The organism is Rathayibacter sp. VKM Ac-2804, from assembly GCF_009866655.1.
Classification (GTDB): Bacteria; Actinomycetota; Actinomycetes; order Actinomycetales; family Microbacteriaceae; genus Rathayibacter.
On the sequence record NZ_CP047420.1, the window covers coordinates 2,346,291 to 2,364,602 of the forward strand.

Below are 18,312 nucleotides of genomic sequence, written 5' to 3' on the forward strand. Positions count from 1 at the left end.
CTCTCGGTGCCGGCGCCCGTCGACGGACGGCTCATCGGGGCACCACCCGGAAGAGGAAGCGCGTCCTGACCATCAGCCAGAGCAGGGCCAGGACGACGAGGTAGGCGATCGAGTCGACCACGGGGTTCCCTTCGCGCAGGACGGGGATGTTGGCGATGACGAGCACGAAGACGACGTGCATCACGAAGACGTAGAGCGTCGCCTGGCCCAGGGGGACGAAGAACCAGCCGAGCAGGCGGTGGATCGGCTTCCAGAGCACGGTCAGCGCCGCATAGGCGGTGACGACGACGAGGAGCACGTTGAGCACCCGACCGGGATCCAGCGTCGTGCGCTCGAACGCGGCCGAGTAGACGTCCGAGAAGGTGTTGGCGGGGATCAGGCCGAGGCGCAGGTCGAAGGTGCTGGAGAGGTAGGGGTTGTTCCAGGAGAAGAGCGCGAGGCCCGCGGTCGCCATCACGCAGACCGCCAGCACGATGCGGCCGACGCGGGTCGCGAACCAGGCGACGATCTCGCGCCGGTGGAAGCCCGCGACCACGCCCGTGACGAACAGCGCCTGCCAGGTCAGCAGCGGGAACGAGTCCTCGAACTGCAACGGCAGGACCCGCAGCCGCAGGAAGGCCTGCACGGCGTAGACCGCCCACGACACCAGCAGCACCGGCAGCCAGCGGCCCCGCGAGAGCGCCCAGAGGACCAGCGGCGACAGCGCGAGCATCACGACGTAGAAGCCGAGGACGTTGACCTGCCACGGACCGAGCCGGAGCGCCGCGAGGTCGACGATGATCGACGGGTCGACCGGATAGCGCAGCAGGCTCCCGATGTTCTCGTAGAGGTCGTAGACGCGACCGGTCGCCTCACTGCCGGCTGCACCGGTGCCCTGGTCGATGTAGGTGGTCGCCGGGGTGGACCGCACGACGTCGATCAGGCTGACGAGCCCGACGACGAGGGTGACGACGAGCGCCGTGAGGTAGAGCGTCACCGCCCGGCGACCGGTCCGCAGGGTGACCTCGCCGATCCCGCCGCCGAGCACCTTGGGCCGGTGCACCAGGCCCAGCACGGCCCCGGAGAAGAGCACGAACAGCTCCGCTCCCGAGACCATCCCGATGGCCTCCTGGGTCGCGTTCTGCCAGATCGAGACCAGGGCGATGTGGTTGATCACCACGAACACGATCGCGACGCCGCGCAGGAGGTCGATCCGCAGATCGCGGTTCGGCGGGCCGTCGTAGGCGAGCGCGGTGCTGCGGCGCCGCGAGAGACCCCAGGCCGTGGCGCCCGCCGCGACGAGGAGGGTGAGCGCCACGACGATCCAGGCGGCGGTCCCGCCGAGGGTGCCGCCGGTGGCCGGCCCGGCCGACGCCGCCGTGAACGGCGTGTAGACGGGGCCTGAGACGAGGTCGCTCGCCGCGGCGTCGGCGGCGAAGGCGGCGGCGATCTCACCGGATCCGGAGATGCTCCAGTCGATGACGACCTCGCCGACGACGGCGCGGGTCGCGGCCGAGTCCCGCCAGAGCACGGCGTCGAGCAGCGGGTACTCCTCGTCCGAGGCGGCCGCCATGACCTGCCGCCACCACGCCTGCTTGAGGGCGAGCTCCCCGGGACCGCCGGCACCAGGACTGTAGAACGCGGCGGTCTCGAGCAGCATCGGAGTCCCGGTCGCCTCGGCGTACTCGCCGTAGAAGTCGAGGGCGCCGGCGCCGCTCAGGTCGGCGGCGAGCTCGCCGTCGGCGGGCAGCGCGTTGCGCGGGGCGCCGCCTCCGCTCGGGTCGTGGTACGCGGCGAGGCCGACCCAGTCGACGACGTCGTCGCCGGGGTAGTAGGGGGCGTACGGATCGTCGCCCGCGCCGAGGAGCCCGTCGCCGTCGGTGTCGAGCGCGGCCGAGCCGGTCGGAGCCGCCGCGGAGAACGGGTACGACTCGCCGGCCGTCGGCGACCAGACCACCACCGCATCGGGCAGGTCGGCGTGCAGCGTCTGCGCGAAGATCCGGAAGGCGTCGACGTACTCCTCGGGTCGCTGACCCCAGGGCACCCAGGTCGCGTTCATGTCGGGTGCGAAGCGCACGTAGAGCGGCAGGGCCTCGCCGGCGCGGGCGCGCGCGAGGGCGCCGACCGCCTGCTCCGCGTCGGCCCTGTCGAAGTCGGCGAGGTCGCCCTCGGGGCGCAGGGAGACCGCGGCCAGAGCGCCCTCGCCCTCGGCCTGCCGCAGGAACTGGGCGAGGTACGAGGTCTCGGTCTCGCTGATCGGCAGCGCGGCGGAGTGCTCGAGGACGGCGGAGGAGCGTCCCAGCCGGTCCGCCTGGGACGCGGCGCTGTCGACGCTCCAGTCGAGGCTCGCGCCGAAGTACGCACCGGTCGCGGGGGAGAAGACGGAGTCGGCGGTGGCCGGCTCCTCCGCCTCCGCGGCGAGGACCGGCGCGGCGGCGGCTCCGGCGAGCAGTGCCGCCGCGGCGATCGCCGCGAGGACGGCGAGGCGGCGCGGGCGGCGGGTCACGGTCGGCATCGGCACGGAGCGCCTCCCGCCGTCGACTGCTCGTCGGTCATCGTGCCCCCTCCGTGCCCGTGGGAGCCGGTTCGATCCGGCTCCGCCTGGACCCGACCGTAGCGGCACGGGACGCACCCTGGGAACGAACTGACAGCCGCATCAACGGATGACCCACAGACGGGGGTGGTCGCCCTGCGGAGGGCGAGGACGGGGCGACCACCGAGCGGGAGGGTCCCGCCGCGCTCAGTCGGCGGAGGCCAGGACGCGCACGTCCCACGGCCCGAGCGCCAGCTCGGCGCCGGCGGCCAGCTCCTCGCCGGAGAGCACATCGGTGGCGGCGGCCGGCAGCGGGTACACCGACGGCTCCCACGACCAGTTGTGCACGAAGCGGACGCGCTCGCCGTGGCGGTTGGTCGCGCTCGTGACCGTCTGCGAGGCCGTGACGCGGCGCCAGCCGGTCGAGGCGTCTCCGACGGCCCAGGCCATCAGGCTCCGGGCGAACTCGAGGTCGGGCACGGTCCCGACGGTCGTGACCCGCCCCGCGCCGTGCGGCCGCGTCGTCACCGCGGCGAAGCGGCCGTGGTGCGGGTGGTCGTAGCGCACGAGCACCTCGGCGTCGTCGGGCTGCAGGCCGTCCGCCCAGAGGGTCGCCGCAGCGCCGGCCGGCAGCGGGAAGCCCGACTCCGCGAGCACCGGCACGGGGACCGCCAGGTTCGCGAACTCGTCGTAGTGCACGCCCGCGGCCTCGTCGAGGAACGCCGGCTTGCGCTGCAGCCGGGCTCGCGCCTCCTCGTCCTCGTAGCCGGTGCGCACACCGACGATCAGGTGCCCGCCCGCCGCCGCGTACGCCTCCAGCCACTGCAGCTGCGCGTCGTCGGCGATGGTGAACGCCGCCGCGATCAGCACGGGATGCGCGGCCGCGGAGGCGGCGGGCGTCGTCGCGGTCAGCTGCGAGGGGTGGACCGTGCTCGACTGCAGCCCGGCGTCGAAGGCGCCGCGCGCGAAGGCGTCGAACACGGTCTGGAAGGTGCGCGTCGAGGCGACGGGCACGCCGCGGGCGGCGCTCATGCCCTGGGTCGGATCGCTGAACGACGGGTACTCCTCGAGCGCCCACTTGCTCTCGTTCGAGAACAGGATCGCGACGTCGGAGTCGGGGGTCAGCTCGGTCACCCGGTCGCCGGCGGCCGCGAAGTCGGCGCCCAGGGCGGCGATCTGCTCGTAGACGCGGCCCGGCTCCTGCGAGTGCGGCAGGATCCCGCCCCAGTAGGTCTCGGCGCCGTGGTGGAGGGTGTGCCAGTGCCAGTACTCGATCATCGTCGCGCCGCGCGAGACCAGGGCCCAGGCGGCCTGGCGCCACTGCCCGTCGTAGCCGGGCTCGTTCGACCACGGCATGCCGATCGCCTGCGCGTCGGTCTCGGTCACCAGGAACGGCGCCTGCTTCGATCCGTACATCCGGTCGGCGGTGGCGTACAGCGCCCAGGTTCCCGAGGTCGTCCAGTGCTGGTCGAACGCTCGCGCGTCCGGCAGCTCGAGCCCGTCCTGCATCCGGTAGTAGGGGTTGCCGGCGGCGATGTCGAGGGAGCGCACGAGCTCCTCGTCCTGCACCGTCCGGCGCTCGTAGGAGAGGCAGGTGGTGACGAACTGGTCGTCGCGGCCGGCCCGCGCGGAGATCTCCCGGACCATGTCGGCCTGCCAGCCGATGAAGTCCGTGGTCAGCGAGGCCTGGAAGCGGCGCCAGGCCAGGTCGTACTGCGGCTGCTGATTGGCGTCCGGGGTCCAGAGGTCGGCCCAGGTCGACAGGCGGTGCGACCAGTAGGTCAGCCCCCACTCGTCGTTCAGCGTCTCGACGGTGCCGTAGCGCGCGCGCAGGTGGTCGACGAAGCGCTGGAAGACCTGCCGGTTGTGGAAGATCTCGTTGCCCGGCTCGTTGTCGACCTGGAAGCCGATCACCGCAGGATGCTCGGCGTAGCGCTCGACGATCCTCCGGACGAGGCGCTCGGCGTGGAAGAGGAAGGCCGGGTGGGAGTAGTCGATCTCCTGCCGGGCACCCCAGCCCATCGGCCGACCGCTCGAGCGCTCGACGTTGATCTCGGGGTACAGCCGCGCGAGCCACATCGGCGCCGCGTAGGTCGGCGTGCCGAGCACCACCGCGATCCCGTGCTCGTGCGCGGCGTCGAGCACCGGCTGCAGCCAGTCGAGCTCGAAGACGCCGTTCTCGGGCTCCCAGGTCGACCAGACCGACTCGCCGACGCGGATGACGGTGAAGCCCGCGGCCTTCATCAGCCGGAGGTCCTCGGCGAGGTCGCGACGGCCCAGCCGGGAGGTCGGCTGGTACTCGTGGTAGTACGCCGCGCCGAACAGGATGCGGTCGGTGAGGTGCTGCATGGGAGGGCCTTTCGGACGTTCGGGAGAGGAGTGGCGGAGGAGGGCGGTGGGGGTGTCAGCCCTTGACGGCGCCCGCGGTCAGCCCGTCGAGCAGCTGCTTGCGCAGCAGGAAGAACACAAGGATCGTCGGCACCGAGGCGAGGACCGCGCCCGCCAGGACGAGGTCGTAGGAGCGGTTCTCGGACGCGAACAGGATGTTCAGGCCCAGCGGGATCGTGTACTGCGACGAGTCCGAGAGCAGCACGAGCGGCCAGAGGAAGCTGTTGTAGCTCTGCAGGAAGCCCCAGACGCCCAGCGCTCCGAGGGAGGGGCGCAGCAGCGGCAGCACCACGCGCCAGAAGGTGCCGAACTCGCTGTTGCCGTCGATCCGGGCCGCCTCGATGATCTCGTCCGGGATCGACTGGACGATGAACTGCTGCATCATGAAGATCCCGAACGCGGGGGCGACCCACGGCACGATGAGCGCGAACCACGGGTTCGAGAGCCCCGCCTTCACGATCAGGATGAAGAGCGGCACCAGGATCACGACGAACGGCACCGACAGCGACGAGAACATGATCGTGAAGAGCACCTTCTTGCCGCGGAAGGCGAACTTCGCGAAGCCGTAGCCCGCCATGGCGCAGACGAAGACCGAGACCGCGGTCGCGAGCAGCGAGGTGCCGACGCTCATGCCGAACCAGGCCCAGAAGGGCTGCGTGGTCAGCAGGTTCACGTAGTTGTCGGTGGTCGCGGGGTTCGGGACGAGCGACGGGGGAGTGGAGAAGATGTCGCCGCGGTTCTTGAACGAGCCGCTCAGCGCCCACAGCAGCGGGAACACGAAGACGAGCAGCAGGGCCGAGAGGGTGGCGTAGAGCAGTCCTCGGCGGGCGCGCTCGCCGCCGCTCGCCCGGCGCTGCCTCCGCGGGATGCGGCGGTCCGGAGCGTCGGCGGTGACGATTCCCGTGGTGGCGGTCATGAGGTTCTCCCGATGGCGAGGGCGCGGTTGAGGATCTGGCTGACGGCGAAGACGAGCACGAAGAGCACGACTCCGGCCGCGGCGGCGTAGCCGAACTGCTGGCGTTCGAACGCGGCGCGGTAGATGAACATCGAGACGGAGAGGGTCGCCTCGCCCGGTCCGCCCCGCGTGAGCAGGTAGGGCTCGTCGAAGAGCTGGGCGGCGCTGATGAAGGAGGTGACGACGACGAACGCGGTCACCGGGCGGATCGCGGGGAGCGTCACGGTGCGGAACTTCGCGAGCACGCCGGCGCCGTCGAGCTCGGCCGCCTCGTACAGCTCCTTCGGCACGGCCTGCAGTGCGGCGAGGAAGAAGATCGTCAGGTAGCCGACCGTGCGCCAGAGCAGGACGAAGCCGATCGCGACCTTGGCCAGCGTCGGGTCGCCGAGCCAGTCGATGTCGCCGAATCCGAAGACCGCGCGGATCAGCGAGTTCAGGAGTCCGTAGCTGCGGTCGAAGATCAGGCTGTAGATCAGCGCGATGACGATCGGCGAGAGCACCATCGGGATGAAGAAGGTCAGCCGGAACAGGTCCCGCGCCTTGAGCCCGCGGGCGTTCAGGCCCTGCGCGATCAGCAGCGAGCACGGCACGATGACGAACACCGCGATCAGCGTGTAGATCAGCGTGTTCACCAGGGCGACGCCGAAGCTCGTGTCGCCGAGCAGGTTGCCGTAGTTGGCCAGCCCGACGAACTCGGGGGAGCCGAGGCCGACCCACTCCGTGAGGCTGAGGGAGATCGCCGCCCCGACCGGGACGATCATGAACAGCGCGTAGAGCAGGTAGAACGGCGCGATGAACAGGTACGGGGCCCGGCCGCCGGAGGTGTTCAGGCGCTTCCGCTTCGCGGCGCGCCGGGCCTCGAGCGGTGAGCCGCCGCGGCCGTCCTGAGCGGAGGCGGGCGCCCCGGCCGTGGTGAGAGTCGACATCATCGATCCTTAGCTGCGGGCCTGGCCGCGGAAGTCCTCGACCGTGGCGCGGAGCGCCTGCGCCGGGGAGAGGGTGCCCTTGTAGGCCTGGAGGAGGTAGCCCGACAGCACGGTCGTGAGGATCTGCTGGTCCTGGCTCTGGAAGAGCGACGGGACCTCGTCGATGATCTCGCCGTAGACGTCGAAGAGCGCCTGGCCGCCGAAGTAGTCGTCGGTGATCGTCGCGAGCTCGGGGTCGTCGTAGACCGAGCGGAGCGTCGGCAGGTAGCCGAGATCGCGGTAGCGCTTCACCTGCTGGGCCGGGTCGAGGTAGGCGGCGAGGACGAGCTCGACCGCGGCGTCGCTGTTGGCCTTACCGGTGACCGCGGCGAAGCCGGTGCCGCCGCCCACGGCCGTGCGGCTGCCGCCGTTCTCGAAGCGGGGGAGCGTCTTCACCCGCCAGAGGCCGGCCTGCTCGGGCACATTCGGCTTGATGCCGTAGCTCGAGTACCAGGTGGGCATGTCGACGCCGAGGATCGAGCCCTGCTTGAGGCCGCTCTGCATGCTCGGGCCGTAGTAGTCGGCGACCGTCGTGAAGAAGCCGGAGGCGAGCCCGTCGACCGCGAACTGCAGCGCCTCCTCGGCCTCCGGGGTCGCGAGGTCGAGGTTCCCGTCGCGGTCGAAGAGCTGCCCGCCGCGCTGCATCAGCAGCAGCTGGTAGCCCTGCACGACCTGGGGCAGGTCGCTCCCGACGGAGAGGGCGCCGAACGAGACGCCCTCGCGGGCGCTGATCTCGCCGCCGACGCGGGCGAACTCCTCCCACGTCTCGAGGTCGGTGGGCACGCCGAGGCGCGCGAACTCGTCCTCGCGGTAGTAGTAGACGGCCAGCGGCGTGTCGGAGTCGAGGGCGTAGAGGGCGCCGTCCTTGCTGAACGCGTCGACGCGCGCGGCGATCAGGTCGTCGCGGTAGGGCGCGGTCGCGCCCGTGAGGTCGACGAGCAGCTCGGGGGCGATCGAGCCGCGGAGCGTGCGGGCGAAGTTCGCGACCTCGATGCCGACGAGGTCGGGCGTGCCGGAGCCGGCCACCGCCTGCGCGATCAGCTTGGTGACGATGTCGGTCGCGCCGATCTTGGTGACGTCGAGCGAGTAGGAGAAGTCGCTGCGCGCGTCGGCGAGCGCGAGCGCCTCCGTGAAGAACGTGACGTAGCCGTCGTCGTGCGTCCAGAACGAGAGATCGACGGCTCCGGACTCGACGGCCGCCTGCGGACCGGTCGCGGCGCACGAGGCGAGCAGGGAGGCGAGGGCCGCCGAGCCGCCGGCGGCGGCGCCGAGACGGAGCAGCCCGCGGCGGGAGAGCGCGGGGGAGAGGGGAGGCATGGAGGTGCTCCTTCGGAGAGGGGGAGGGATGGGCCGGCGGGCGCGCCGGAGGCACCGCGCGGAGGCGGCTCGTGCTGACCGCACGGACGGCGGTGGGAAGGGACGGGTCGAGGGAGAAGGGGAGCCGAGGGACCGGGAGCCCGGACGGGGGAGCTACCGGACGGGGACGGGCGACGCGGGCGCCAGCGCCGCGCGCTCGGGGTTCGCGGGCCCGCTGGAGGCTCGAACGATGAGCTGGGCGGGGACGGAGCGGTGCCGGTCGGTGGGCGCATGGCCGTCGAGGGTGCGGATCATCCGGTGCATCGCGATGCGCGTGACCTCGGCGAAGTCCTGCTTGACCGTGGTGAGCGGCCGGTGCAGGAACTCCGAGAGCGGATCGTCGTCGAAGCCGACGACGCTGAGGTCCTCGGGGATGCGCAGGCCGGCGGCCTCAGCGGCGTGGATCGCCCCGACGGCCATCTGGTCGTTGGCGGCGAAGACGGCGGTGACGTCCCGGCGGTGCAGGATCGACGCCATCGCCTCGGCGCCGGACCGGGGGGTCCAGTCGCCGCTCAGCACCGGCGGCTCGGCGGCGTCGGCGTCGGCGAGGGCGGCGCGCCAGCCGTCGATGCGGCGGCGGGTGGCCGACCAGGTGCTGGCGCCGGCGATGTGCCAGACCGTCTCGTGGCCGAGGGCGAGCAGATGCTCGGTGGCGCTGCGGGCGGCGCCGGCCTCGTCGGTGCCCACGACGAGCTCCTCGGGGCGGTGCGCCTCGCTCGGGTGGTCGAAGCTGAGCACCGTGACGTCGGCCGGGATGCGCAAGCGCGGGTGCCCGAAGTCGACGGGCTCCGAGAGGATGATGCCGTCGACGCCCTGGTCGACGAGCGCGTCGACCGCCTCCTGCAGCTCCGCGCCGCTGTTCTCCACCGTGCGGACCACGCTGAGCGAGTAGCCGGCGGCGCGGGAGGCCTGCTCGACGCCGTCGAGGATCGCGGACGGGCCGTAGAGCGACGTGCCCATCGTGACCATGCCGATCCGGCGGCTGCGCTGGGTGACCAAGGCCCGGGCGGCGGCATTCGGCCGGAAGCCGAGCGCGCGGATCGCGGCGGTGACGCGGTCGCCGATCTCGGGGGAGACGTGCGCCTCGCCGTTGACCACCCGCGAGACGGTCTTCTGGCTCACGCCGGCGGCGCGGGCGACATCGGCCATGGAGACCCGACGACCGCGGTCGTCCGGCTGCGGCACGGCCTTCGATGCGTCCACGCCGCAGCTCCTTCGCTCGTCCTCTGCCGAGGAGTTGACAGCGCAGTCAACAGCGCCGTGCGACGAGTACAACACGGATTGACTGCGCAGTCAATCGCGGCGGTCCCTCCGGCGTTCGCCGACCAGCGCGGATGGAGACGGCAGGTCTCGATACGCCCCTGCGGGGCTGCTCGACCAGCATGCGAGGGGCGGGTCGTCTCATGCTGATCGAGCAGCCCGCGCAGCGGGCGTATCGAGATCCACCGGCGTCGGAAGGCGGGTCTGCGGGCCGATCTCGCGGGTCAGCCGCCGAGGGTCACGCGGAGGATCTTCTCGCCGCTGTTGTTCGGGATGCTGTCCTTGTCGCCGGTGTTGGAGGTCGTCATCCAGAGGCCGCCCTGGCCGTCGGGCTCGACGGTGCGCAGGCGGCCGTAGGTGCCGACGAAGGCGGAGGTCGGGGTGGCCAGCGCGTCGCCGGTGATCGGCGCGCGGTAGAGGCGGGTGCCGCGGAGGCAGGCGATGTAGACGACGTCGCGGACGACCGTCAGGCCGGAGCAGGAGCCCGCGGAGGTCGGGTAGGTCTGCTTCGGAGCGAGGAAGCCGGCGGTGCCGCAGCTGCCGGAGGTCCCCTCGCAGGCGGGCCAGCCGTAGTTGCCGCCGCGGACGATCAGGTTCGTCTCGTCCATGATGCCGTTGCCGAACTCCTGCTCCCAGAGGCGGCCCTGCGAGTCGAAGGCGAGCCCCTGCGGGTTGCGGTGCCCGTAGCTCCAGACGGCGTTGCCGAACGGGTTGTCGGCGGGGATCGAGCCGTCGGCGTTGATCCGCAGGATCTTGCCGCTGAGGGAGTTCAGGTTCTGCGCGGTGGCGGTGTTCTGGCCGTCGCCCGTGCTCACGTAGAGCTTGCCGTCGGGGCCGAAGCGCAGGCGTCCGCCGTTGTGGTACTTGTTCCGCAGGATCCCGGAGGCGAGGACCTGCACGGTGCTCGTGTCGAGGCGGTCGCCGACGAGCTTGAGTCGGATCACCCGGTTGTCGGTGGGGGAGGTGTGCATCACGTACAGCCACTGGTCGGTGGCGAAGGTCGGCGACACCGCGATGCCCAGCAGACCGCCCTCGCCGTCCGTGCTCTGCACGTTCGGCACGGTCCCGAGGCTCGTCTTCACGCCCGTCGTGGGATTGAGTCGGACGATGTCCTGCGCGTCGCGGCGCGAGTAGAGCACGGTCCCGTCGGGGACGGTGGTCAGCCCCCAGGGAATGTCGGTGTCGGTGGCGGTCTGGGTGACGGTGCAGAACGCGGTGCTGCAGGCCCCGCCCGTGGTCACCGCGGCGGCGGCGCTGCGGGCGGAGGTGTTGCCCTGGGCGTCGACGGCCGCGACCGTGTAGGAGTAGGCGGTGTTGGCCGCGAGGCCGCTCTCGGTGAAGGTCGTGACGGGCGCCGTCGTGCCGCTGCCGGCGACCGTCCCGACCTGCGTGGAGCCGCGGAAGACGGTGTAGCTGCGCACCCCGACGTCGTCGGTGCTCGCGGTCCAGGTGAGGGTGACGGCGGTGCCGACCGCCCGCGCGGTGAGCCCGGTCGGGCTCGTCGGCGCCTGCGTGTCGGTGCTGCACTGCGGGATGGTGACGGCGACGGTGGCGCTCGCCTGCGAGACGTTGCCGGCGGCGTCGCGGGCGTTCACGTAGAGCCCCCACTGCGCACCCGGCACCACGTCGAGGCCGGTCGACAGGACGTTCCCGGCGACGGACTTCATGAACTGGCCGTCGTGATAGACGTCGTAGCCCGCCACTCCGACGGCGTCCGTGGACGCGTTCCAGGAGAAGGTCGCCGTGCGGCAGGCGAGGTTCGTCACCCGAGGGCTCCCCGGCGCGGAGGGGGCGGTGCTGTCCGCGACGACCGCGGTGGTCCGCCACTTCTGCCAGTCGCCGCCGGCGCAGGCCGCGATCTGCACGGACGAGCGGTTGGCCGTCTTCCGGTCCTTGACGCTCAGGCAGAGGCCCGAGGCGACGGCGCGGATCGTGCCGTCGCTCTCGATCCGCCAGCGCTGCCCGTCCCCGCCGACGCAGTCCGAGATCTGCACGTCGGCGCCGGCCGTCGTCGAGCGGTTGCGCACCTCCAGGCACTTCGCGCCGCCGTAGACGGTGATCTCGCCGGTCGTGGCGATCGTCCACTTCTGGTTGGCGCCGCTGTTGCAGTCGTAGAGGACCACGATCGTCCGGTTCGCGGTCGACCCGTTCGGCACGTCCAGGCAGCGCTTCGACGCGACCCCGGTGATCGGGCCGACGACCGGTGCCGCTGCTGCCGCCGCCTGCGCCGGAGCGGGCGCCGCGTGGGCGGGAGCCCCGGAGACGATGAGCGCGGCGGCCAGCACGGCGACGGCGAGACTGCGGGGGACGGCGAAACGGCGACCAGTGAAACGCATCAGCGGGTTCCTCTACGGGCGGAGCGACCGGGCGCCTGCACGACTCGCCCTGTGCCGACCCTGGCACTCGGGGCGACCCGCGACAACCAGTCCCGGCTGTCATCTCGCGCCAGATCTGGCGGTTCGAGCGGGGGCGCGACGCCGATACGGCCACGCCAACGCGGACTGCAGGCTCGCTCCTCGCATGCTCGGACGCGACTCGCCGGAAGAATAGGAGGCGGAGGTGGTTCCCATGAGCCAGGTGGCCGAGGGAGAGAGCCGATGAGCGACCAGGCAGCGGACGAGAGAAGGACGGACAACGAGGCGCTCCTCCGCAGCGACGGCGGACTCGAGCGGCTGTGGACGGGCGCCGTCTGGAGCGAGGGGCCGCTGTGGATCCCGGCCGAGGGGCGTCTGCGCTGGAGCGACATCCCGAACGACCGCATCCTGCAGTGGGACAGCGCGACCGGGGAGACCTCGGTGCACCGCGAGGGTGTCGAGTTCACCAATGGCCGACTCCTCGACGCCGACGGGAGCGTCGTCCAGTGCTCGCACGGACTGCGCCGCCTGGAGCGAGAGCGGCCGGACGGCACCGTCGAGGAGCTCGTCTCGAGCTGGGACGGCGGAAGGCTGAACTCGCCCAACGACGTCGCGGTCGCTCCCGACGGCTCCTACTGGTTCACCGATCCGGACTACGGCATCCGGCAGCCGGCCGAGGGGCACCCCGGCGAGCGCGAGTACGGCGCGCGCTGGGTCTTCCGCTGGAGCGAGGAGGACGGCCTCGCGCCGGTCGTCACCGACATGGTGCAGCCGAACGGCATCGCCTTCTCGCCCGACGGCGCGACCGCCTACGTGACCGACACGGCGATGAGCCTCGAGGACGGCCCGGGCCACTGGATCCGCGCCTACGACGTCGTCGACGGCGGAGTCGGCACCCGCAACGGGCGGCTCTTCGCGGAGACCGAGCAGGGCTTCCCCGACGGGATCGCCGTCGACGAGCGCGGCCGAGTGTGGTCCTCGGCCGGCGACGGCGTGCACGTCTTCGCCCCGGACGGCGCCGAGCTGCTCTTCGTGCCCGTACCGGAGGTCGTGGCGAACGTCTGCTTCGGTGGACCGGACGGCACCGACCTCTTCATCGTCGCCACCACCAGCCTGTACCGGCTGCGGACGCGCACCCGGGCCGCCCAGGCCACCACCGCGTAGCGAAGTCCGTCCGCCATTCGACAGGATCTGCTGTTCACCGGGGTTCAGAACAGCACATCTTGTCGAACGGAGAAGCGCGTCCATCGGATGCTCGCCGGACGACTCGCGGCGCGAGCAGGGTCCGTCTCCAGTCTCGGCCGGACTCTGCGGCAGCCGCCGAACTCGGGGGAATCGACGGGGAGATGAAACTACGCTCAACCTCTTAGCGGCGGCGACCCCGGCGGGCCTGGACCATCCGGGCGACGAAGACGTGCGGCCGGACGACCGGCATGCGTCCGTGCCAGGGACTCAGATCGGTGAGGTCCGTGTCGTCGCTGACGATGAGGGTCGCGTCGCAGGCCAGGGAGAGATCCACGATCAGGTTGTCCTCGTAGTCCTCGACGTCGAAGCACTTCCGCGGGGGATCGAGAGTCGCTCCGCCCGACACCTCCACGAGCTCGAGCACGGTCTGCAGGTATCCCTCGATCAGTTCGGCGCTGAGGCCGAGCTCACTGAGGACCCGTGTCAGGTTGCGGAGGATGTGTGGCGAGACGAACAGCCGGAAATCATCGCCGTCGAAGGCGAGGGAGAGGCAGTCGGCCGCGGAGTTGCCGGTTCCGGGAGGCACCTCGACGATCCGTGGAAACTCGGAACCAGGGCCTACGAGCGCGTTGACGTAGATGTGGATGTCGAAGACGACCGCTGGGCCGACGTCATGCGGAGGCACTCGAGCCCAAGGTCTTCTTCACGAGGGCGGTGACCTCTTCACGAGAGACCACCCGGCCGGCGAGCTCCTCGCGAGCCCGGTCCTGCAGCCCGCGCATCTTCTCGGCCCACATGTCGTGCGCCATCCGCTTCATCGCCACCCGAAGGAACTCGGACCGGTTGCCGTGACCGAAGTGGTCGACGAGGGCCTGCAGTTCGGCCTGGTCCTCGTCCGCGATCGCGAACCCGACTGTCTTCGAGCGCATGGCCACAACCCTTCGTCTCTCCGTCTGCAACGCGTGTGCAACTCTACGCTCGATCGGAGGCGGCGCGGAGAAGGAGTCGCTCACCGTACGTCGCCGCCCTCGCAGCGACCACCGGATTCCGCGCCCGCTCGAGCGGGCCCGAGCGCCCGCTCGCCCTCGTCGAGGCGGCGCCGAGCCCGAACCCTCGTCCGCGATCACGGCACTCTCAGCTCGTGCAGCGGGTCCCTGCTCGCCGCCCTCTGAGCGGGGAGAAGCGCGGCGACGACGGAGACCACGATCGCCAGAGCGCCCGTGGCCACCAGGAAGTCGAGGCCGGGAAGCGGGTCGCCGCCGGCCACCAGGAACACGGCGGAACCCACCGTGCCCAGAAGAGCGCCGATCGTCGCGACGAGGAGGACCTGACAGACGACGAGCAGGACGATCAGGCCTCTCGTGGCCCCGAGCGCCCTTCGACGTCCGAAGTCCTTCCGCCTCATCTGGACGAGACCGTACTGCGTCGCACCGACCAGGACCGCGCCCGCGCCGGCGATGAGAACCACGAGATCTCGTCCGAAACCACCGAGAGTGCCCTCGAGAACGGTCCGCAGGTCCGCGTACCGAGCGCTCGTGGTGACGGTGACGCCCTGCGGGTTCGCCGGAGCCAGAAGGGAGCCGATCGATCGCGTCAGCGGGCGGATCATCTCGGGTTCCGTGGCGATGACGACCACATAGCCCACACTCCTGGTCGCGGAGGGAGGCATCGGGACCAGGACGGACGGGCCGAGGAAGGACAGGTACTCGGACGAGGCGAAGGTCCCGACGACGTCGACCCCGGCTCCACTGCCCGAAGAGACCGAGCCGGTCTGCTCGGCGAAGCCCAGAGTGGCGAGAGCCTCCTCGGACGCCCACGCCGAGCCGCTGGGGAACCGCCCCGCCTCGATTCCCAGCTCTGCGAAGTCGGACGACCACACGGATCGAAGAGCCACCTTCCTTCCCTCCGCGATCCGGGAGTTGCCGACGTCACTGGCATCCGAGAACGCTGCGGCCCACTGCACGCCGGAGAGTCGGGAGATCCTCTCCAGTGCGTCCGAGGACAGGCCCGCCTCTGCCTCCCCTCGGACCAGGATGGAACGCGTCCCCGCCGAATCCACCGTCGCGAGAACGCTCTGCTCCGTCCCCACGGTCCGCCCGGTCGTCAGAACGATCCCGGCGCACATCGCCACCACCATCACCAGAGTGAGGAGAGAGGCCACCGGTTGCGCGATCGAGGAGGCGAGGGCTTCCCGGAGCACGGGCAGGACGAATCTCCGCCTCACAGGCTGATCCTCCGGTCGCAGGAGGCGACGACCGTCTCGTCGTGAGTGACCACGATCACGGACGAACCCGATCGGGCACGCTCTCGCAGTGCGTCGACGACCACCGCCGCGGACTCCGGATCCAGATTCCCCGTCGGCTCGTCCGCGAGGACGATCGTCGGGTCGTCGAGGAGCGCCCGGCAGAGCGCTATCCGCTGCGCCTGGCCACCGGAGACCTGATGGGGTCTCGCCGAGGCGCGCAGGGCGACCCCGAAGCGCTCCATCAGGCCGTGCGCTGCGAGCTCCACCGCCGCGTTCCGGCGCCCACGATAAAGAGCCGTCTCGACGATGTTGTCGAGGACCGTTCTCGTGGGATCCAGAGCGGCGTCCTGGAAGACGAACCCGATGTTCTCCGCGCGGTACTCCGCCCTCGATCGATCACTCAGGCCACTGACATCGACGCCATCGATCCGGATCCGTCCCGATTCCGGAGTCGCCATCAGGCCCAGGACGTAGAGCAGGGTCGACTTTCCCCTTCCCGATGGGCCGGTGATCGCGACCATCTCGGAGGGCATCACGACAGCGCTGAAGTCGGACAGGACTCGGGGGCCGCGTCGATAGCTGAAGTCGATGCTCTCAGCGGTGATCATCGGGGTGCAGCGTCGTCGCCGTAGACGCGCACTTCCGTGCCTTCCACGAGGCCGGTCACGACCGAGATGCCCTTGGCTGCAGCGACGACATCCACACGATGTCTCTCGCCGGCCGAGTCCGTCACTTCGAGATCCCCGTTCACGTCGGTCCGGATGCTCGCGGTCGGGACGGTCAGACCCGACGTCTCGGGTGTCGTCGTGAGGACGACGGGGAGGAGGGTGTCCTGAGTCACGTCGAGATCCGCGCACTCCTCGCCGCAGATGATCTCGCCGTCCACGCCGGCGAGCGCTATCGACACCCCGACCTCGGGCTTCACCTCCTGGACCGTCGTGACCGCCCGCCAGGGTCCGTCCGGTCCGGTGATCTCCGCCGCGACTCCCACGCCGATCTGAGCGGCCTGGGCCGCTGTCGCCGTGACGGAGAACGTCGGCGTCTTCGGCAGCGTCCTCGCGACGACCTCGCCGCCCGAGACCACTGCTCCTCGAGTGATGAGGGTCTCGTCGACGACCAGCCGGGTCGGCACCTCGGGCACGAAGACCAGGTCGCCCCGTCGGACGACGCCGTCCACCGGAAAGCCTGCAGCCTTCTGCCACTCCTTGATCGCCGCCGCGGTGCGCGGTCCGGGCGCACCGTCGACAGCGCCGCGGTAGTAGCCGAGGTCGCCCAGCAGCTCCTGCAGCTGCTCCACATCCTCGCCCTCGCTCGTCCCGTCGATGTCCCGGAACGCGGGGATCACGCCGCGCGCGAGAACCACGGGTCGAAGGTCCACGGTGTAGAGCTCCTCGCCCTGGTCGGCGACGTCGCCGGGGGTGTGACTCACCGTCGTCACCGTGCCCTGCGCCGAATTGGTCCCCGCGGGGGACTGGGTCCAGTGGGCGGTCGCCACCAGGTTCACCGCCGCGCCGACAGCACCGGCGCGAGCGACAGCGGTCGTGTAGTCGGTCCCCGCCACGACCTCCTCCGCGGGCGCGAAGATCACCGCTCCGGCCCAGACACCCGCCGCGGCGGCCAGCACCACCAGGCAGAAGGCGAGAGCCGCGACGGGGGAGAGAAGACCTCTCCGAGGCGATCGATCGGCTTTCACCAGCACAGTCCTTTCACCAGCACGGTCCTTTCACCAGCAGAGGCCTTTCGCACGGAGATCGGTCGGAGGACGACTGTCACCCTCCGACCGACCACGCCTGATCAGCGATTGCTGATCGAGGGCGAGAGCTCTCTTACTGGTAGCAACTCGCGCCCGAGCTGTTCAGGGTCGCCGTGCCGTTCGTTCCCACACTCCAGCTCGAAACGCCGCGGAACGCCGACTGGGAGAACGTGCTGTGCGTGCCCGGCGAGTTCTCGGACGAACTGAAGTCCTGGCCGTAGGTTCGGCCATCGGTTGACGTGTACCCGTGAAGAATTCCGCCGTCCCCGTCGTTCGACGTCGAATAGACCGCCGTGATTCCTACCGTCCGGATGCCGCCGCACGAGTAGGACGCAGCGCTGGCCGCCGTTGGGACCACCAGTGTCGCCGCGATTCCGCCTACCAGAGCCAGTGCCGCTGCAGGAAGCAGTCTTTTCATTGTGTTCTCCATTCTGTTGGTGTCACGACATGCGTGACGGTGGTGGAGGCGGTCGCAGTGTTCAAGCGTGTGGAGCAGCGAGGCGCTCATCACTCCCCGAAGTAGCCCGGAGGCGTTTGCGGGCAGTCCCTATTGACGGTCAGCCACTGCGTCTTGCCGGTCGGCTCGTAGCTGAGGTAGGGACTCCATGCGTCTCGCGAGTTGATGGTGTCGCGGAAGGTCTCATAGGTGGGCGCCTCCGGCACGTCGATGTCGTGACTCTTCAAGCACTCGATGAGGTCGTGTGCGTAGTAGTGGTAGAGGTACTCGTACTGCGCTTCGGTCGGTGGCGTGTCGAATCTCGGATCCATCGGGTACTGCGCTCTGCACGCGAACAGGGCGATGTCGTGAGTCTGCGTCTGCTCCGTGGGGAAGGAGCCGTAATCGAGGCCGCCGTCCGGACCAGCCTTGGTCTCCGGAAAGCCGACTGAGACCATGCAGTCCGCGATCGCCGACGTCGACTCCACGGGGTTCACGGTGCGGATCACGTCGACCTCGGGTCGGACCGCGTCCGGATACTTGACTACCAGCTCAGCCCAGTCTTGATCCTGCTTCTCGGCCAGTGCGCGCTCCACCTCAGCAGCCGGGAGCGGAGCGACAGTGGGCTTCGGCGGCGCGGCGTCTCCCGCTGTGCACCCGGAGAGCGAAGCGGCGATGGTGACGATCGAGACGACGGCGACAGCCCTCGTCGCCGATGATCGCAGCGAGTTCTCAGTACGGATCCTCATGTGTCTGCCTCCACTGAGGGACCATACTGGTCTGGTCGGCATCGCTGCCTGACTGGCGCGAGACGGAGCGACCTCGTCGCGGTCCGAACCCGATCGCGTCAGGAGACCGTTAGGTTTCCGAACAGGCCGCCGGGAATGCGGTAGAGATGCCCTG

14 protein-coding genes are annotated in these 18,312 nt (G+C 70.6%); 1 reads left to right on the forward strand and 13 read right to left on the reverse strand.

Translation table 11 applies throughout. From position 1 onward, the window contains the following. Positions 1-31: 31 nt before the first annotated feature. The 7 genes from opgC to GTU73_RS11075 form a co-directional block, all read right to left on the reverse strand. Positions 32-2,494 (reverse strand): OpgC domain-containing protein, encoded by a 2,463-nt coding sequence (gene opgC / locus GTU73_RS11045; RefSeq protein WP_160089433.1) that lies wholly within the window; start codon positions 2,492-2,494, stop codon positions 32-34. A gap of 225 nt (positions 2,495-2,719) precedes the next feature. Beyond that, positions 2,720-4,861 (reverse strand): beta-galactosidase, encoded by a 2,142-nt coding sequence (locus tag GTU73_RS11050; RefSeq protein ID WP_160089435.1) that lies wholly within the window; start codon positions 4,859-4,861, stop codon positions 2,720-2,722. A 55-nt stretch (positions 4,862-4,916) separates the two neighbouring features. Further along, on the reverse strand, positions 4,917-5,816 hold the full coding sequence (locus tag GTU73_RS11055; protein WP_160089437.1) for a carbohydrate ABC transporter permease: 900 nt from the start codon (positions 5,814-5,816) through the stop codon (positions 4,917-4,919). Continuing rightward, positions 5,813-6,781, reverse strand: a complete 969-nt coding sequence (locus tag GTU73_RS11060; protein WP_160089439.1) for a sugar ABC transporter permease — start codon at positions 6,779-6,781, stop codon at positions 5,813-5,815. The genes GTU73_RS11055 and GTU73_RS11060 overlap by 4 nt, the downstream gene beginning before the upstream one ends. A 9-nt stretch (positions 6,782-6,790) precedes the next feature. Continuing rightward, on the reverse strand, positions 6,791-8,137 hold the full coding sequence (locus tag GTU73_RS11065; RefSeq protein WP_160089441.1) for an extracellular solute-binding protein: 1,347 nt from the start codon (positions 8,135-8,137) through the stop codon (positions 6,791-6,793). A gap of 153 nt (positions 8,138-8,290) precedes the next feature. Further along, positions 8,291-9,379, reverse strand: coding sequence for a LacI family DNA-binding transcriptional regulator (locus tag GTU73_RS11070; protein WP_244231611.1), 1,089 nt, complete (start codon positions 9,377-9,379; stop codon positions 8,291-8,293). Positions 9,380-9,660: 281 nt separating this feature from the next. Further along, the gene (locus GTU73_RS11075) at positions 9,661-11,772 is read right to left on the reverse strand and encodes a PQQ-dependent sugar dehydrogenase (RefSeq protein ID WP_160089443.1); all 2,112 of its coding nucleotides are present in this window, start codon (positions 11,770-11,772) and stop codon (positions 9,661-9,663) included. A gap of 261 nt (positions 11,773-12,033) precedes the next feature. On the opposite strand from GTU73_RS11075, the gene GTU73_RS11080 reads away from it, so the two are divergent. Continuing rightward, positions 12,034-12,954 (forward strand): SMP-30/gluconolactonase/LRE family protein, encoded by a 921-nt coding sequence (locus GTU73_RS11080; protein ID WP_160089445.1) that lies wholly within the window; start codon positions 12,034-12,036, stop codon positions 12,952-12,954. A 202-nt stretch (positions 12,955-13,156) separates the two neighbouring features. On the opposite strand, the gene GTU73_RS11085 is transcribed toward GTU73_RS11080, so the two are convergent. From GTU73_RS11085 to GTU73_RS11110, 6 genes are all read right to left on the reverse strand, one after another. After that, the gene (locus GTU73_RS11085; protein WP_160089447.1) at positions 13,157-13,660 is read right to left on the reverse strand and encodes a PIN domain-containing protein; all 504 of its coding nucleotides are present in this window, start codon (positions 13,658-13,660) and stop codon (positions 13,157-13,159) included. After that, a complete protein-coding gene (locus GTU73_RS11090) occupies positions 13,647-13,904 on the reverse strand; it encodes a hypothetical protein (protein ID WP_160089449.1) in 258 nt (85 codons plus the stop codon). The genes GTU73_RS11085 and GTU73_RS11090 overlap by 14 nt, the downstream gene beginning before the upstream one ends. A gap of 194 nt (positions 13,905-14,098) precedes the next feature. Further along, positions 14,099-15,175 (reverse strand): FtsX-like permease family protein, encoded by a 1,077-nt coding sequence (locus GTU73_RS11095; RefSeq protein ID WP_160089451.1) that lies wholly within the window; start codon positions 15,173-15,175, stop codon positions 14,099-14,101. A 20-nt stretch (positions 15,176-15,195) separates the two neighbouring features. Further along, complete coding sequence (locus GTU73_RS11100) at positions 15,196-15,828, reverse strand: ABC transporter ATP-binding protein (RefSeq protein WP_160089453.1); 633 nt, start codon at positions 15,826-15,828, stop codon at positions 15,196-15,198. Next, positions 15,825-16,913 carry a peptidoglycan-binding domain-containing protein gene (locus tag GTU73_RS11105; RefSeq protein WP_160089455.1) on the reverse strand — a complete coding sequence of 363 codons (1,089 nt, stop codon included), beginning with the start codon at positions 16,911-16,913 and terminating at the stop codon, positions 15,825-15,827. Before GTU73_RS11105 ends, GTU73_RS11100 begins: the two co-directional genes overlap by 4 nt. A 567-nt stretch (positions 16,914-17,480) precedes the next feature. Further along, positions 17,481-18,158 (reverse strand): hypothetical protein, encoded by a 678-nt coding sequence (locus GTU73_RS11110; RefSeq protein ID WP_160089457.1) that lies wholly within the window; start codon positions 18,156-18,158, stop codon positions 17,481-17,483. Between the last annotated feature and the right edge of the window lie 154 nt (positions 18,159-18,312).

Excerpts from the sequence above, each read along its gene's own strand:
- GTU73_RS11080 (WP_160089445.1), top strand. The coding sequence starts at position 12,034 with ATGAGCGACCAGGCAGCGGACGAGAGAAGGACGGACAACGAGGCGCTC.
- opgC (WP_160089433.1), bottom strand. The coding sequence starts at position 2,494 with ATGCCGACCGTGACCCGCCGCCCGCGCCGCCTCGCCGTCCTCGCGGCG.
- GTU73_RS11075 (WP_160089443.1), bottom strand. The coding sequence starts at position 11,772 with ATGCGTTTCACTGGTCGCCGTTTCGCCGTCCCCCGCAGTCTCGCCGTC.
- GTU73_RS11060 (WP_160089439.1), bottom strand. The coding sequence starts at position 6,781 with ATGTCGACTCTCACCACGGCCGGGGCGCCCGCCTCCGCTCAGGACGGC.
- GTU73_RS11050 (WP_160089435.1), bottom strand. The coding sequence starts at position 4,861 with ATGCAGCACCTCACCGACCGCATCCTGTTCGGCGCGGCGTACTACCAC.
- GTU73_RS11100 (WP_160089453.1), bottom strand. The coding sequence starts at position 15,828 with ATGATCACCGCTGAGAGCATCGACTTCAGCTATCGACGCGGCCCCCGA.
- GTU73_RS11055 (WP_160089437.1), bottom strand. The coding sequence starts at position 5,816 with ATGACCGCCACCACGGGAATCGTCACCGCCGACGCTCCGGACCGCCGC.
- GTU73_RS11110 (WP_160089457.1), bottom strand. The coding sequence starts at position 18,158 with ATGAGGATCCGTACTGAGAACTCGCTGCGATCATCGGCGACGAGGGCT.
- GTU73_RS11090 (WP_160089449.1), bottom strand. The coding sequence starts at position 13,904 with ATGCGCTCGAAGACAGTCGGGTTCGCGATCGCGGACGAGGACCAGGCC.
- GTU73_RS11065 (WP_160089441.1), bottom strand. The coding sequence starts at position 8,137 with ATGCCTCCCCTCTCCCCCGCGCTCTCCCGCCGCGGGCTGCTCCGTCTC.